The 14,526-nt window shown below is 67.5% G+C and carries 15 protein-coding genes; 1 reads left to right on the forward strand and 14 read right to left on the reverse strand.

Features of this window, described 5'->3' with window-relative positions:
- Positions 1 to 45 precede the first annotated feature (45 nt).
- From AC07UK_RS02270 to AC07UK_RS02305, 8 genes are all read right to left on the reverse strand, one after another.
- The gene (locus tag AC07UK_RS02270) at positions 46 to 1,590 is read right to left on the reverse strand and encodes an acyl-CoA synthetase (RefSeq protein ID WP_494685310.1); all 1,545 of its coding nucleotides are present in this window, start codon (positions 1,588 to 1,590) and stop codon (positions 46 to 48) included.
- A 14-nt stretch (positions 1,591 to 1,604) separates the two neighbouring features.
- Positions 1,605 to 2,681 carry a branched-chain amino acid ABC transporter permease gene (locus AC07UK_RS02275; RefSeq protein ID WP_494685309.1) on the reverse strand — a complete coding sequence of 359 codons (1,077 nt, stop codon included), beginning with the start codon at positions 2,679 to 2,681 and terminating at the stop codon, positions 1,605 to 1,607.
- 11 nt (positions 2,682 to 2,692) lie between these two features.
- Entirely contained in the window at positions 2,693 to 3,718 is a 1,026-nt protein-coding gene (locus AC07UK_RS02280; RefSeq protein ID WP_436222029.1) for a branched-chain amino acid ABC transporter permease, read from the reverse strand.
- A 15-nt stretch (positions 3,719 to 3,733) separates the two neighbouring features.
- Positions 3,734 to 4,474, reverse strand: a complete 741-nt coding sequence (locus AC07UK_RS02285) for an ABC transporter ATP-binding protein (RefSeq protein ID WP_494685308.1) — start codon at positions 4,472 to 4,474, stop codon at positions 3,734 to 3,736.
- Positions 4,467 to 5,228, reverse strand: coding sequence for an ABC transporter ATP-binding protein (locus AC07UK_RS02290; protein ID WP_494685476.1), 762 nt, complete (start codon positions 5,226 to 5,228; stop codon positions 4,467 to 4,469). Before AC07UK_RS02290 ends, AC07UK_RS02285 begins: the two co-directional genes overlap by 8 nt.
- 92 nt (positions 5,229 to 5,320) lie before the next feature.
- Positions 5,321 to 6,508 carry a substrate-binding domain-containing protein gene (locus AC07UK_RS02295; RefSeq protein ID WP_436222031.1) on the reverse strand — a complete coding sequence of 396 codons (1,188 nt, stop codon included), beginning with the start codon at positions 6,506 to 6,508 and terminating at the stop codon, positions 5,321 to 5,323.
- A 77-nt stretch (positions 6,509 to 6,585) separates the two neighbouring features.
- The gene (locus AC07UK_RS02300) at positions 6,586 to 7,368 is read right to left on the reverse strand and encodes an enoyl-CoA hydratase/isomerase family protein (protein WP_494685307.1); all 783 of its coding nucleotides are present in this window, start codon (positions 7,366 to 7,368) and stop codon (positions 6,586 to 6,588) included.
- Positions 7,365 to 8,018: a TetR/AcrR family transcriptional regulator gene (locus AC07UK_RS02305; RefSeq protein ID WP_114134230.1), complete on the reverse strand. Its 654-nt coding sequence runs from the start codon at positions 8,016 to 8,018 to the stop codon at positions 7,365 to 7,367. Before AC07UK_RS02305 ends, AC07UK_RS02300 begins: the two co-directional genes overlap by 4 nt.
- Positions 8,019 to 8,259: 241 nt before the next feature.
- Here AC07UK_RS02305 and AC07UK_RS02310 point away from each other — a divergent pair, with 241 nt between their 5' ends.
- Positions 8,260 to 9,162 carry an alpha/beta fold hydrolase gene (locus AC07UK_RS02310; protein WP_436222033.1) on the forward strand — a complete coding sequence of 301 codons (903 nt, stop codon included), beginning with the start codon at positions 8,260 to 8,262 and terminating at the stop codon, positions 9,160 to 9,162.
- On the opposite strand, the gene crcB is transcribed toward AC07UK_RS02310, so the two are convergent.
- From crcB to AC07UK_RS02340, 6 genes are all read right to left on the reverse strand, one after another.
- Entirely contained in the window at positions 9,118 to 9,498 is a 381-nt protein-coding gene (crcB, locus tag AC07UK_RS02315; RefSeq protein ID WP_436222034.1) for a fluoride efflux transporter CrcB, read from the reverse strand. The two genes, AC07UK_RS02310 and crcB, sit on opposite strands and share 45 nt — an antisense overlap.
- A complete protein-coding gene (locus tag AC07UK_RS02320; protein WP_436222035.1) occupies positions 9,498 to 10,016 on the reverse strand; it encodes a molybdenum cofactor biosynthesis protein MoaE in 519 nt (172 codons plus the stop codon). The genes crcB and AC07UK_RS02320 overlap by 1 nt, the downstream gene beginning before the upstream one ends.
- Position 10,017: 1 nt before the next feature.
- Positions 10,018 to 10,275: a molybdopterin converting factor subunit 1 gene (gene moaD / locus AC07UK_RS02325; protein ID WP_436222036.1), complete on the reverse strand. Its 258-nt coding sequence runs from the start codon at positions 10,273 to 10,275 to the stop codon at positions 10,018 to 10,020.
- 32 nt (positions 10,276 to 10,307) lie between these two features.
- Complete coding sequence (locus AC07UK_RS02330; protein ID WP_436222037.1) at positions 10,308 to 11,546, reverse strand: molybdopterin molybdotransferase MoeA; 1,239 nt, start codon at positions 11,544 to 11,546, stop codon at positions 10,308 to 10,310.
- 173 nt (positions 11,547 to 11,719) lie between these two features.
- The gene (gene thrC / locus AC07UK_RS02335; RefSeq protein ID WP_494685306.1) at positions 11,720 to 13,165 is read right to left on the reverse strand and encodes a threonine synthase; all 1,446 of its coding nucleotides are present in this window, start codon (positions 13,163 to 13,165) and stop codon (positions 11,720 to 11,722) included.
- Positions 13,166 to 13,186: 21 nt separating this feature from the next.
- Complete coding sequence (locus AC07UK_RS02340) at positions 13,187 to 14,497, reverse strand: homoserine dehydrogenase (protein WP_436222039.1); 1,311 nt, start codon at positions 14,495 to 14,497, stop codon at positions 13,187 to 13,189.
- Between the last annotated feature and the right edge of the window lie 29 nt (positions 14,498 to 14,526).

Raw genomic sequence — 14,526 nt, forward strand, 5'->3', positions numbered from 1 at the left:
TGCGGGAAACCGAAAACACGGTAACGGCTGGCGCGGCCAAGCACCTCAGCCAGAAAACTTTGCGCGCAGCTTGTGCTTTTCCACCTTGCCGGACGGCGTGCGCGGCAGCGCATCGAGAAAGCGCACCTGGCGCGGCACCTTGTAGCCGGCCAGCTGCGCCTTGCAGTGGGCAATCACGGCATCGGCCTCCAGGGTGGCGCCCGGGCGCAGCACCACCAGCGCCATGCCGACCTCTCCCCAGCGCGCATCCGGCGCGCCGATCACGGCGGCCTCGGCCACGCCCGGCAGCTGGAACAGCACGCTCTCGACTTCGGCCGGATAGACGTTCTCGCCGCCCGAGATAAACATGTCCTTGGCGCGGTCGACGATGTAGTAGTCGCCGTCCTCGTCGCGGTAGGCGATATCGCCGGAATGCAGCCAGCCGTCGCGGATCGCGGCCGCGGTGGCCTCGGGCAGGCTCCAATAGCCTGGCGTCACGCCGGGGCCCTTGATCAGCAGTTCGCCACGCTCGCCCGGGCCCACGTCCGCCCCCAGCGCATCGACGATGCGCGTCAGCATCGATCCCACCGGCTTGCCGATGGTGCCGATCTTGCGGCGCGCGGTATCTTCGTCGCAGACAAAGACCGTGGGGCCGGTCTCGGTCATGCCGAAGCCGAAGCAGATGGTCACGCCCTTGGCCAGGTAGGCCTCCAGCAGCGGCCTGGGCACCGGCGAGCCCCCCGCCGACATATTGCGCACGCCGGCGAAGTCCGCCTGCGCGAAGCGCGGGTGCTGGCTCAGGAACAGGTACACCGCCGGCACCGCGAAGAACATGGTGATGCCCTCGCCGCTGGCGCGGTCGAGCTTGCCCAGCACCACCTGCGGCTCGAACTGCCGCATGATGTGCACCGTGCCGCCCGCGTGCAGCACCGGGTTGGCATACAGGTTCAGGCCGCCGGTGTGGAAGAACGGCAGCACGTTGAGGAACACGTCGTCGCGCGTGATCTTGTTGGCCAGCATCGCGTTGACGGCGTTGAAGTAGACCATGCCATAGGTCTGGATCACGCCCTTGGGCTTGCCGGTGGTGCCGGAGGTATAGAGCAGGTGCCAGGCCTCGGACTCATCGCGGCACGGCATCTCGATGATGCGGCCGGAGGCGGCGTCGAGCACCGCCTCGTACTCGGTCCAGCCGCCGGGCACGTCGGCGGCCTCGTCGTCGGCCAGGTGCAGCACCGCGCGCAGCGGCATGGCGCGCGCCAGATCCGCGGCTACGGCCAGGAAGCCGTCGCCGGCCACCAGCACCTCGGGCGTGCAGTCCTGCAGGATCGGCAGCAGCTCCGCCGCAGGCAGGCGCCAGTTCAGGCACACCATCACCATGCCGGCCTTGGCGCAGCCATACAGCATCTCGAAATAGTCCGAGCTGTTGTGCGCCAGCACCGCCACGCGCGTGCCCGGCGCCAGTTGCAGGTGGTCACGCAGGTATTCCGCGAAGCGGCTGGCGCGTTCGTCGAAGTGGCGATAGGTCACCTGGCGGCCGCTCTCCACGTCCACCAGCGCGACCTTGTCGGGGAAATGCTGCGCGTTCTTGTGCAGCCAGTCGATGACGTACATGCGCTAGCCTCCGCTCAGCTTGCCACATCCTGCACGGGCCCGGTGCCGCGCAGCCGCCCCACCACGCCCTGCGGGAAATAATAGACGCTCAGGATAAACAGCAAACCCAGCCACAGCAGCCACCGGTCCGGATGCAGCAGCGACGACAGCAGCGGCAGCGCGGCGGTGGCGTCGCTGGCCAGTTTCATCACGTCCTGGAGGTAGGTCTGCGCCACCAGGAACAGCACCGTGCCGATCACCGCACCATAGAGCGTGCCCATGCCGCCGATCACCACGATCAGCAGGATGTCGACCATGATCTCGAACGACAGCGAGGTATCCGGCCCGTTGTAGCGCAGCCAGATCGCCATCAGCACGCCGGCCAGCGTGGCGAACATCGCCGACAGCACCGTCGACACGGTACGGTACACCACGGTGCGGTAGCCGATCGCCTCGGCGCGGAAGTCGTTCTCGCGGATCGCCTGCAGCACCCGGCCAAAGGGCGAGTTGACGATGCGCAGCAGCACCAGAAACAGCACCACCGCGCCGGCGAACACCATGTAGTAGCTGAGCAGCTTGCCGCTCAGCGGCACGCCCAGCCATTCGGCCTCGCCCAGCGTAAAGCCGGGACGCAGCACCTCCGGCACCTTGAAGGTCAGCCCGTCCTCGCCGCCGGTCCATTCGGACAGCTGCGATACCAACGTGGCGAAGGCGGTCGCCACCGCCAGCGTGATCATGGCAAAGAAGATGGCCCGCACCCGCAGCGAGAACAGACCAATCAGGAATGCCAGCAGCGCCGACACCGCCAGCGCGCCGACGGTGCCGGCCAGCAGCGCCCCCCAGCCTGGCTCCATGCGCGACATGGCGATGGCCACGCCATAGCCGCCAATGCCGAAGAACATGGTGTGGGCAAAGGAAACGATGCCGGTATAGCCCAGCAGCAGGTCATAGCTGGCCACCAGCACCACGAAGATGCAGATCTTGGCCGCCATGTTGAGCGCACGCGCGCCGGGGAAGGCAAACGGGGCGCACGCCAGGGCCACCAGGATCACCAGCAGGATCACGGTCAGCACGCGGCTGCGCGGCAGGTCGCCGGAGAGAAGTCGGATCATGGTCGTTGCCCTCAGCGCCGCGCCACCGGAAACAGCCCCTGCGGGCGCCACAGCAGCACCAGCATCATCAGCAGGATGTTGGAGAACAGAGCCACCTTGGGGAACAGGAAACCGGTGTAGTTGGCCATCAGCCCCACCAGCAACGCGCCGACAAAGCAGCCGGTAGTCGATCCCAGCCCGCCGATGATGATGACGATAAAGATCAGCACATTCACCTGCGCGCCGATCGCCGCGGTGATGTTCTGCTGGTACAGCCCCCACAGCACCCCGCCCAGCCCCGCGAGCGCCGCGCCCGCGACGAACACGCCGATAAACAGGCGCCGCACGCGGTAGCCAAGCGCTTCGACCATCTCGCGGTTCTCCACGCCGGCCCGGATCAGCAGGCCGATGCGGGTGCGGTTGAGCAGCAACAGCATCGCGACAAAGATCACCAGCCCCAGCGCCATCGCGATCAGCCGGTATTTCTCGATGGCGGCATCGCCCAGCAGCACCGCGCCGCGGAAGGTGGTGGGCACCTGCAGCGCGATGGTCTCGGGGCCCCAGATTGCCTTGATCAGCTGCTCGGCCACGATCATGCCGCCCATCGTGATCAGGATCTGCTTCAGGTGCTGGCCGTAGACCGGGCGCACCACCACGCGCTCGAAGAACAGCCCGACCGCGCCAGCTGCGACCATCGCGGCTACGATCGCCAGTGCAAACACCGACAGGTTCAACGCCAGGCTGTCGGCCTCGACCCAGCCTGCCAGTGGCAGCAGGACCGAGGCGGCCACATAAGCGCCAAGCGCGATGAAGGCGCCGTGGCCGAAGTTGAGCACATCCATCAGGCCGAACACCAGCGTCAGGCCGGACGAGACGACGAAGATGATCATGCCCATCGCCAGGCCGGCAATGGTCAGCGTCAGCCAGGTCGACGGGCTGCCGACCAGCGGATAGGCAAGCAGCATCAGCAGCGGCGCCAGCGCCAGCGGGGTCCAGTCGAGCCGTACCTTGGGCAGGTCCGACGGTGCGGCGGCCGGCAATGTCGTTGAAGTGGTCATGTGTGTTGTCCCGCGTTACTGGTGCGCCGCCAGCGACAGCCCCAGCAGCTTCTGCTGCAGTTCGTCGTCTCCAGCCAGCGCCGCCATCGTGCCCGTGTGCACCGTCCGCCCGTCATCCATCACCGCCACCGTATCCCCCACCGACTTCGCCATATGGAAGTTCTGCTCCACCAGCAGGATCGACACCTCGGTCTGCTTGAGCTCGCGGAACACATGGATCATGTTCTGGATGATGGCCGGCGCCAGGCCCTTGGTGGGCTCGTCGACGATCAGCAGCTGGCGCGGCTCGATGATGGCGCGCGCCACCGACAGCATCTGCTTCTGTCCGCCCGACAGCACGCCGGCACGCTGCTGCCAGAAGGTCTTCAGCGCCGGGAACATGCGGAACACCCAGTCCAGCCGGCACTCGTCGATGGCGCCGGTACGCGCCGCCAGGCGCATGTTCTCGGCCACGGTCAGGTCGGAGAACACGCTCATGTTTTCCGGCACGTAGGCAATGCCGGCCTGCGCGATCGCGGGCGTGCTGTGGCGCGTGATGTCGGTGCCGTCAAAGGTTACCGTGCCGGCGCTGGCCTGCCACAGGCCCATGATGGTGCGCAGCGTGGTGGTCTTGCCGGCACCGTTGCGCCCCAGCAGCATGGTCACGCCGCCGCGCGGCACCTCGAAGCTCACGCCGTGCAGGATGTGGTACGGGCCGATATGGGTCTGCACGCCCTGCAGCCGCAGGATCGGCCCGGTTGCTTGTGCGTCAGCCATGGCTGCCCTCCTTTTCCGGCATGCCCAGGTAAGCCTGCTGCACCACCGGCGAGGCGATCACCTCGGCCGGGTCGCCGTCGGCCACCAGGGTGCCGTTGTGCAGCACGATGATGCGGTCGGCCAGCGAGCGCACCACGTCCATCTTGTGTTCGACCAGCAGCACGGTCTTGCTGCGGTCCTGGCGGATCTCGCGGATCAGGTCAAGGATCACCGGCACTTCATCCACGCTCATGCCCGCGGTGGGCTCGTCGAACATGAACACGCGCGGCTGCAGCGCCAGCAGGATGCCGACCTCCAGCTTGCGCTGGTCGCCGTGCGGCAACGAGGCCACTGTCAACTGGCGCTTGCCAGCCAGCGCCACGCGCTCCAGGATCGCCATGGCCTGGGCCTGCACGTCGCGGTGGCTGGTCCACATCGAGAACAGATCGATGCCGCGCTGCTGGCGCGCCTGCACCGCCAGCCGCACGTTCTCCAGCACCGACAGCTGCGGGAACAGGCTGGTCAGCTGGAAGGCGCGGCCAATGCCGCGGCGCGTCTTTTGCGACACCGGCAGGCGCGTCACGTCCTCGCCATCCAACAGGATCTGCCCGGCCGTGGGCGGCAACTGGCCCGAGACCAGGTTGAAGTACGTGGTCTTGCCGGCGCCGTTGGGGCCGACGATGCAGGTCAGCTCGCCGGGCCGGAACGCGCACGACACCGCATTGACGGCCACGTGGCCGCCAAAGCGGATGGTCAGGCCGCGCGTCTCCAGCAGCGGCTGCGCCCCGGCGCCAGTCGCGCCGGCGTGCCCGGCGGCCGGCTGCGACGGCGCCGGCGCGGACCGGGCGAAAGAGGCTGGCGCGTTCATCAGCGGTGGTTGCGCACTGGCACGGCCATCTCTTCGGGCTTGATCTCGCGCACGAGCTCAGGCACACCCCAGGCGAAGGCAGGATCCACCTTGATCTTGAAGTGGTACATCGACTGCATGGCCTGGTGGTCTTCCTTGCGGAAGGTCATCTTGCCCTTGGGCGTATCGAACGACATGCCTTCCATCGCCGTGATCAGCTTCTCGGTGCCGGTCTCGCCGCTGGTCTTCTTCAGCGCCTCGACCAGCGCGATGCCCGCGGTCATGCCGCCTGCCGTGAAGAAATCGGGCGGCGCCTTGAACTTGCTGTAGTGGTTGGACACCAGCCACTCATTGGCCTTGTTCTTGGGGATGCCGAAGTAGTAGTACGTGGCCCCTTCCATGCCCGGGAAGTTCTTGTAGCTGGCCATCGCCGGCAGGATGTTGCCGCCGGTGGCAATCTCGATACCGTAGCGCTTGGGATCGAGATCGGCGATCTTGAACGGGTTGCCGGCACCGGCCCAGATAATGAAGATCACCTTGCGGCCCGGCTTGTCCTTGAGCGAATCAAACAGCCGCTGCGCGCCGGCGGTGAAGTCCGTGGTGCTGGTCGGCAGGTACTCCTCATGCACGATCTTGGCGTTCTTCAGCGCGCCCTTGAAGGCCTTGACGCCGTCGCGGCCAAAGGCGTAGTCCTGCGCCAGCGTGGCGATCTGCACGCCCGGCTTGTCCAGCGCCACTGCGTTGGAGATTGCGTCCTGCGACGAATTGCGGCCGGTGCGGAAGATATAGCGGTTCCACTTGTCGCCGGTGATCGAGTCAGCCACCGCGGGCTCGACCAGCAGCACCTTCTTGTATTCCTCTGCCACCGGCAGCATCGCCAGCGCGGTGCCGGAAGAGGTGGGGCCGACCGCGATATCGGCGCGGTCGTCGCTGTAGGCGGCGGCCAGCTGGGCCTTGGCCACGTCCGGCTTGCCCTGGGTGTCTTTCTCGATCACCACCAGCTTGTTGCCGTTGACGGTCATGGTGCCGTTGGTGGCGTACTCCAGGCCCATCATCAGGCCGGTCTGGGTCTGCTTGGCGTAGGCTTCGAGCGCGCCGGTCTTGTCATAGACGTGCGCGATGCGGATGTCCTTGGCCAGCGCGGTGCCGGCGGCAAGCAGGCCGGCGGCCAGTACCAGGGCACGTACGGCGAGTGGGTTGCGTTGCATTGCTGTCTCCTGTGTTCGGTCTCGTTTGTGTTTGTCTGGATGAAACCTGCTGCAACTGCTTCGGAATGCTGTACGGACTACTCGCGCGTGCGTCCTGCCAGGAAACGCCGCATGCCGTCGGCGGTCTCGGCGCTGGCGATCTGTGCGACAAAGGCCGCGCGCTCTCGCTCAAGGCCGGCCGCCAGGGTGTCGGCGTCCCAGCGCAACAGCGCGCGCGTGCGGGCCACGCTGCCCGGCACCTTGCGCATGACGCCGCGCGCCAGCGTCACGGCATCGGCCTCGGCCGAACCCGGCGCGGCCAGCGCAGTCGCCAGCCCGAGCGCCGCCGCCTCCGGCGCGGCGATGATCGTATTGTTCAGCTGCCAGGCGCGCGCCCGCGGCGTGCCGACCAGCTGCGGCAACATCGCGGTCCAGCCGCCGTCCGGGCTGAAGCCAACCACCGTGTAGTACGGCGCGATGCGCGCATCCCGCGCCAGCACCGCCATGTCGCACGCCAGCACCAGGCCCAGCGAGCCGCCCGTCAGCCAACCCTCCACCGCCACCACCACCGGGCAGCGCAGCGCGGCCAGGCGCAGGATCGAACGGTTCAGCAGTGCCAGCAGCCGGCCGGCGTAGCTGGCTATCGCATCGCCCTGCGCAGCGAATGCCGCGACGTCGCCGCCGGTGGAGAAATTTCTTCCGGCATGCGTCAGCACCACGGCATGGATCGCGGGGTCGGCTTCAATCTCGTCCAGCGCGGCCAGCAGCGCTTCCAGCAACTCGGGCACCAGGCTGTTGTGCCGCTGCGGCCGGTTCAGGCGCAGCAGTGCCACGCCATCGGCGCGCTCCCACTGCACCAGGGGTTCTGCGTGGGCGTTCATCGCGGCTGCAGGCCGTGCGAGATCAGGTCGAAGGCGGTGTCGACAACCTTCTCCATCGAAGGTGGGCGCTTCCAGCGCGCATAGCGCATGCCCAGAAAGTTGCTGATGCCGATCAGGCACCAGGCGCGCACCTCGGCATCGCCGGGCACGATCTCGCCCTGCTCTTCGGCGCGCGTCAGGCGCCGGCTGTAGAGCTCGGCAAACACCTGGAAATAGCTGCTGTAGATGGTCTCGTCCACCGAGTACGAATCCAGCACGATCCGGTACAGGTTCTTGTGGCGCGAAACGAAAGAGAGAAATGCCTTCAGGCCCAGGCGCTCGGCTTCCATCTGGGTGGCCGCGGCGGCAACGTGCTTGCGCAGGTGCGCGCGTACCAGTTCCAGCATGTGCGCGACCAGTGCGCGGAAGATGTCTTCCTTGTCCTTGAAATACAGGTAGAAGGTGCCCATCGCGACCTTGGCTTCCTGCGTGATCTCGGAGATCGACGCAGCGTAATAGCCTTTCTCACCGAACACCTTCTCGGCCGCGCGCAGCAGCGCCTCGCGCGTCTTCTGCCCGCGCGCGGTCTTGGGCGGGCAGATGCCGCCGGCGTGGCCGGGTTCGCGGATTGCGCCGGTTTCGGGCGGTGCGCCCGTGTCGGTCTGGGACATCTTGTCTCCGGTGGCGCTGCGCGCCTTGTCATTGGAATGCCAGCCGCTTCCTGTCATGCCGGCGTAGGCAGGCGCCTCCTCCGCGCCTGCCTGCACCGGGAATCGCCACTCAGGCAAAACCTGATAGCTGATTCATGTTTCATCGTATAAATTGCCCCCCATGGATGTCAATAGAGAGGCACCCTCACCCGGTGGCATCCAGGCCGCTGCCCTTTACCCTCCTGCCAGGAGAGAACCGTCGTTGGACGATCCCGATTCGGCACCTGCCGGCCCCGCTCCGCCGCCCTTCGCCAGCCACGCGGCGCGTGGCGCCTTGCCAGGCTGGCGCGAAACCGGCCAGGGACGGTCGCTGCTGCTGCTGCACGGCTGGTCGGTCACCGGCGAGGCCTTCGACGGCCAGCGGGCGCTCGCACTGGCGGGATTCCGCGTGATCGCGCCCGACCATGCCGGCCACGGCCTGTCGCGCGAACGCGACGGCACCACGATCACGGCGCTGGCGCGCGACGTCGCCGGGCTGGTTGCGCACCTCGGGCTGACAGACGTGGTGGTGGCTGGCTGGTCGATGGGGGCGATGGTGGCATGGGCGCTGCTGCGCGACCATCCGGGTCTTCCGCTGGCGGCGGTCGGTAGCATCGACATGACGCCCAGGCTGGTGACCGATCCGGCCTGGCCGCATGGCCTGCACGGCCACTACGAGATTGCGCACGCCGTGCAGATGGCGGCCCGCATCCGGGCCGACTGGCCCCGGCTGGCGCCGTCGGTCGCGCTGGGAATGTGGTCGGCGGGAAGGCGCCCGGAAGGCGCCGCAATGCAGCGCATCGCGCACATGGCGGACCAGTGCGATGCGGAGGCGCTTGCCGCGCTATGGGAAGACATGGCGCGCCAGGATTTCCGGGAGACACTGCGCGGCACCGGGCGGCCGCTGTTCCATTTGTACGGGGGGGCCAGCCGGCTCTATGCGCCCGCGGTGGGCGCCGCCACGCTGGCACTGCGGCCCGAGGCGGGATTCAGCGTGGTGGCCGGCGCCGGTCATAGCCCCCACATGGAGCGGCCGCAGGCGTTCAATGCCGCGCTGCTGGATCTGATCGCCAGGGCCGCGTCAGGCCAGCAAGCGGTAAGACCAGAGGCCGAACGCGGTCAGTAGCAGTGAGCCGCCCAGGTGCAGCAGCAGGTGCAGCGCCGCCCAGCCGTAGTCGCCGGCAATCAGGTTCGCCAGCACCTCGCTGGAAAAAGTCGAGAACGTGGTCAGCCCGCCAAGGAAGCCGGTGATGGCCAGCAGGCGCCATTCCGGCGGCAGGCCCGCGTGCGTATCGAAGAATCCGACCGCCAGGCCGATCAGGTAGCCGCCCAGCAGGTTGGCCGCCAGCGTGCCATAGGGTAGCGCGGGATTGATCGCGTTCCACAGCACCGCGAAGCCCCAGCGCAGCCACGCACCGGCCGCGGCGCCCACGCCCACGGCGACAAAGCCGAGCGGCCCCATCAGGGCTGGCTCCCGCCCTGCTTCTCCGGTGGCGTGCCAGCATCGTCGCCGCTGGCATTGAACGATGCGATCCCCCAGCGCTGGAGGGCGGCTTCGTCAGTCACGCGGGCATCGACCCAGCGCGCGCCTTCCGGGGTGTCTTCCTTCTTCCAGAACGGCGCTTCGGACTTGAGGTAGTCCATGATGAACTCGCACGCGGCAAAGGCATTGCCGCGATGCGCCGACGCCACCGCGACCATCACGATCTGGTCCAGCGGCTGCATCGGGCCCACGCGGTGGATGATGGTCACGCCCAGCAGCGCCCAGCGCGCGCACGCAGCCGCCTCGATCTGCGCCAGCGCCTTCTCGGTCATGCCCGGATAGTGCTCCAGCTCCATCGCGCTGACCGCGCTGCCGTCGCTGACATCGCGCACGGTGCCGATAAAGCTGGCCACCGCGCCGACCGCCGGATTGCCGGCTCGCAGCGCCGCGACTTCCGCGCCAAGATCGAAATCCTCACGCTGCACCCTGACGCTCATCTCAGCCTCCGGTCACTGGTGGGAAAAAGGCGACTTCGCAGCCGTCGGCAATCGCCGTATCGGGGCGCGCCACCGCATGGTCGACAGCCATGCGCAGCGCGCGGCCTTCAGCCAGGGTCTCGGCCCAGGCGCCGCCGCGCTGAATCAGCCAGTGGCGCAGTTCGCCCACGGTGCGCACGTCGGCCGGCACCTCGGCGCGCTCTTCGGCCACGCCCAGCTGCTCGCGCACGCTGGCAAAGAATCTGAGTTCGATGGTCATCACAGCTTCTGTGTCCTGGTAACGCTGGCCGGCTATGCGAGCAGGCCGTCAAACGGAATGAACTGCACGGTATCGCCGCGCGCGATCGCCTGGTTGGGCGGATTGTCGATCAGGCCGTCGCCCCAGACGGTGGAGGTCAGCACGCCCGAGCTCTGGTTGGGGAACAGGTCCAGGCCGCCCTCGGCATTGATGCGCGCGCGCAGGAACTCATTGCGGCGGTCGCCCTTGTTCAGTTCGAAATCCGCGCGCAGCGGCAGGCGCCGCGGCGTCACGCCGGCCACGCCCTGCAGGCGCAGGATGAACGGGCGCACGAACAGCAGGAAGGTCACGAAGCTGGACACCGGGTTGCCCGGCAAACCCAGGAAGAACGCCGGCTCGGCATCGTTGTTGACCTGCCCGAACGCCAGCGGCTTGCCCGGCTTGATCGCGATCTGCCACATGTCGAGCCGCCCTTCGGCCTCGACCGCGGGCTTGATATGGTCTTCCTCGCCGACCGAAACGCCGCCCGAGGTGATGATCAGGTCGTGTCCCTGCGCGGCGCGGCGCAGCGTTTCGCGCGTGGCGGCCAGCGTGTCGGGCACGATACCGAAGTCGCTGACCTCGCAGCCCAGGTTTTCCAGCAGGCCGCGCAGCGTGAAGCGGTTGGAGTTGTAGATGGCGCCCGGCTTGAGCGGCTCGCCCGGCATTGCCAGCTCATCGCCGGTGAAGAACACCGCGACGCGCACGCGCCGCACCACATCCAGCTTCGCCTGGCCGACCGATGCGGCCAGCCCCAGCGCCTGCGGCGTCAGCCGCGTGCCGGCCGGCAGGATCACGCTGCCGGCTTCGATATCCTCGCCCGCGCGCCGTACCCATTCGCCAGATTGCGGTACGTGGTTGACGATCACGTCCTCGCCCTCGGCGGTGCATTGCTCCTGCATCACCACGGCGTCGGCGCCCGGCGGGATCAACCCACCGGTGAAGATGCGCGCGGCGGTGCCGGGTTCCAGCGCGGTGCCGACATGGCCGGCGGGAATCCGTTGCGATACGCGCAGCCGCGTGCCGGCAGCGGGCACATCGGCCGCGCGCATGGCGTAGCCGTCCATCGAGGTATTGTCGGCCGGCGGCACGCGCAGCGTGCTGGTCACGGGCGCGGCCAGCACGCGGCCGTTGGCGTCGAGCGTATCGATGGATTCAACCTGCGCCAGCGGACGGGCGGCGCCGAGCAGCGCGTCGAGCGCCTGGGCCATGGTCAGCATCGGGGGGCGGGAAGGTGCTGCGGCTTGGGTCATGGTGCGATGTGGGAAAGAGTTGGCCCACGAAAAACGGCCCGCGCATTGCCGGCACCCACTTGGCTGGGGCAGGCAATCCGGGGGCCGAGGATCGGGCCCGCAGCCTGATTGTAGCGAGTTGGCGCGGGCCCGGCACGCGGCAGCGCCGCAGCGGGCTACACGCGCCCGCGCGCTTACAGGCCGGTGTGGCCGGCGATGTAGGCCTTGATCTGCGCGGCGTCGGCCGGCATCACTTCAAAGCGCTGCGGCAGGCTCTCGATGCCCTCGAACCTGGCCGGGCGCTCCGGCTCGTGGCCGAGCGCTTCGCGGATGGTGTCGGCGAACTTGGCGGGCAGCGCGGTTTCCAGCACCACCATCGGCACGCCGGCGCTGAGATGCTCGCGCGCCACCTTGACGCCATCGGCGGTGTGGGTATCGATGGTGATGCCGTAGCGCGACGACAGGTCGCGGATGGTGGCCAGCCGGTCCTGATGCGTGCTGCGGCCCGAGACAAAGCCAAACTGGCGGATACGGTCGAATTCCGGCGTGCCCGACAGGTCGAAGCCGCCCTTCTCTTCCACGTCACGGAACAGCGCCACCAGCTTGCCGGCGTCCTGGCCCAGCAGGTCGAACACGAAGCGCTCGAAGTTCGAGGCCTTGGAGATGTCCATGCTCGGGCTCGACGTGTGGTACGTCTCGGCCGACTTGCGCACGCGGTAGGCGCCGGTGCGGAAGAACTCGTCGAGCACGTCGTTCTCGTTGGTGGCGACCACCAGCTTGTCGATCGGCAGGCCCATCATGCGCGCGATATGGCCGGCGCAGACGTTGCCGAAGTTGCCGGACGGCACGCAGAACGAGACCTTCTGGCCCGGACCGCTGGTGGCCAGCAGCCAGCCCTTGAAGTAGTACACCACCTGGGCCACCACGCGCGCCCAGTTGATCGAGTTGACCGTGCCGATCTTCTGGCGCGCCTTGTAGTCGAGGTCGTTGGAGACCGCCTTGACGATGTCCTGGCAGTCGTCGAACACGCCTTCGACCGCCAGGTTGAAGATGTTGGCGTCCTGCAGGCTGAACATCTGCGCAGTCTGGAACGCGCTCATCTTGCGGTGCGGGCTCAGCATGAACACGCGGATGCCGCGCTTGCCGCGCATCGCGTACTCGGCGGCGCTGCCGGTATCGCCCGAGGTCGCGCCCAGGATGTTCAGCTCCTGCCCGGCGCGGCCCAGCGCGTACTCGAACAGGTTGCCGAGCAGCTGCATCGCCATGTCCTTGAAGGCCAGCGTCGGGCCGTTGGACAGGCCCAGTAGTTGCAGCTTGGTGCCGCCTTCCTCGCCCAGCGTGCGCAGCGGCGTGATGTCGGCGGTGTTGTCGCCCTCACGCGCGTTGCAGTACACCTCGGCGGTATAGGTCTTGCGCGTCAGCGCGCGCAGGTCCTCGGCGGGAATATCGTCGCTGAACTTGCGCAGGATCTCGTAGGCCAGGTCGGCATACGACAGCTTGCGCCAGGCCTCCAGCTCGTCGGCGGTGACTTGCGGGTACTCGGTGGGCAGGTACAGCCCGCCGTCCGGCGCCAGGCCGCCCAGCAGGATCTCGGAAAACGATTGCGGCATCTCATGGCCGCGGGTCGACTGGTATTTCATGTGAATCAGCAGGTCCGGCCCTTAGTTCAGTTCTTCCATGCGCAGGCGCGTCACGTCGGACAGCACCGTCGGCAGCGCCTCGATCTTCGCGATGGCGGCGTTGACGTGCTTCTCGCGCGTAATGTGCGTGAGGATGATGATGTCGGTCTGCGGCTCGCCTTCGCGCGATTCCTTCTGCAGCATGGCGTCGATCGAGATGCCGCCTTCGGCCAGGATGCGGGTGATCTCGGCCAGCACGCCGGTCTCGTCGGCCACGCGCATGCGCAGGTAGTACGAGCTGTTGATCTCTTCGATCGGCAGCACCGGCACGCTCGACAGCTCATCCGGCTGGAACGCCAGGTGCGGCACGCGGTGGTTCGGATCGGCGGTATGCAGGCGGGTCACGTCGACCAGGTCGGCGATCACGGCCGAGGCGGTCGGCTCGGCGCCGGCGCCCTTGCCGTAGTAGAGCGTCGCGCCCACGGCGTCACCCTGCACCAGTACGGCGTTCATCGCGCCTTCCACATTGGCGATCAGGCGCGAGGCCGGCACCAGCGTCGGATGCACGCGCAGCTCGACACCGTCGTCGCGGCGGCGGGTGATGCCCAGCAGCTTGATGCGGTAGCCCAGTTCCTCGGCGTACTTGATGTCGATGGCTGACAGCTTGGTGATGCCTTCCACGTGGGCCTTGTCGAACTGCACCGGCATGCCGAAGGCGATCGCGCTCATCAGCGTGACCTTGTGCGCGGCGTCGACGCCTTCGATGTCGAAGGTCGGGTCGGCTTCGGCATAGCCCAGCTGCTGCGCTTCCTTCAGGACCACGTCGAAATCCAGGCCCTTGTCGCGCATCTCGGACAGGATGAAGTTGGTGGTGCCGTTGATGATGCCGGCGATCCACTGGATGCGGTTGGCGGTCAGGCCCTCGCGCAGCGCCTTGATGATGGGGATGCCGCCGGCCACCGCGGCTTCGAAGGCGACGATCACGCCCTTCTTGCGCGCGGCTTCGAAGATCTCGTTGCCGTGCACGGCCAGCAGCGCCTTGTTGGCGGTGACCACGTGCTTGCCGTTCTCGATCGCCTTGAGCACCAGCTCGCGCGCGATGCCGTAGCCGCCGATCAGTTCGATGACGATATCGATGTCCGGGCGGCTGACCACCTCGTTGGCGTCGCTGACGATCTCCACTTCCCCGTTGGTCAGTTCGCGCGCGCGTTCGGTGTTGAGATCGGCCACCACGGCAATCTCGATGCCGCGGCCGGCGCGGCGACGAATTTCTTCCTGATTGCGCTTGAGCACGTTGAACGTGCCGCTACCGACGGTACCGATGCCGAGCAGGCCAACTTTGATGGGGTTCATGGACAATCTTCTGAGTTGCTAAGGATGAA

Source organism: Cupriavidus sp. GW821-FHT07C08 (genome assembly GCF_059419025.1).

What these genes read in the sequence shown, in the direction of transcription:
- AC07UK_RS02330 (WP_436222037.1), bottom strand. Translation starts at nt 11,546, where the DNA reads ATGACCCAAGCCGCAGCACCTTCCCGCCCCCCGATGCTGACCATGGCC.
- thrC (WP_494685306.1), bottom strand. Translation starts at nt 13,165, where the DNA reads ATGAAATACCAGTCGACCCGCGGCCATGAGATGCCGCAATCGTTTTCC.
- AC07UK_RS02275 (WP_494685309.1), bottom strand. Translation starts at nt 2,681, where the DNA reads ATGATCCGACTTCTCTCCGGCGACCTGCCGCGCAGCCGCGTGCTGACC.
- crcB (WP_436222034.1), bottom strand. Translation starts at nt 9,498, where the DNA reads ATGGGGCCGCTCGGCTTTGTCGCCGTGGGCGTGGGCGCCGCGGCCGGT.
- AC07UK_RS02300 (WP_494685307.1), bottom strand. Translation starts at nt 7,368, where the DNA reads ATGAACGCCCACGCAGAACCCCTGGTGCAGTGGGAGCGCGCCGATGGC.
- AC07UK_RS02280 (WP_436222029.1), bottom strand. Translation starts at nt 3,718, where the DNA reads ATGACCACTTCAACGACATTGCCGGCCGCCGCACCGTCGGACCTGCCC.
- AC07UK_RS02340 (WP_436222039.1), bottom strand. Translation starts at nt 14,497, where the DNA reads ATGAACCCCATCAAAGTTGGCCTGCTCGGCATCGGTACCGTCGGTAGC.
- AC07UK_RS02285 (WP_494685308.1), bottom strand. Translation starts at nt 4,474, where the DNA reads ATGGCTGACGCACAAGCAACCGGGCCGATCCTGCGGCTGCAGGGCGTG.
- AC07UK_RS02270 (WP_494685310.1), bottom strand. Translation starts at nt 1,590, where the DNA reads ATGTACGTCATCGACTGGCTGCACAAGAACGCGCAGCATTTCCCCGAC.
- moaD (WP_436222036.1), bottom strand. Translation starts at nt 10,275, where the DNA reads ATGACCATCGAACTCAGATTCTTTGCCAGCGTGCGCGAGCAGCTGGGC.
- AC07UK_RS02305 (WP_114134230.1), bottom strand. Translation starts at nt 8,018, where the DNA reads ATGTCCCAGACCGACACGGGCGCACCGCCCGAAACCGGCGCAATCCGC.
- AC07UK_RS02295 (WP_436222031.1), bottom strand. Translation starts at nt 6,508, where the DNA reads ATGCAACGCAACCCACTCGCCGTACGTGCCCTGGTACTGGCCGCCGGC.
- AC07UK_RS02320 (WP_436222035.1), bottom strand. Translation starts at nt 10,016, where the DNA reads ATGAGCGTCAGGGTGCAGCGTGAGGATTTCGATCTTGGCGCGGAAGTC.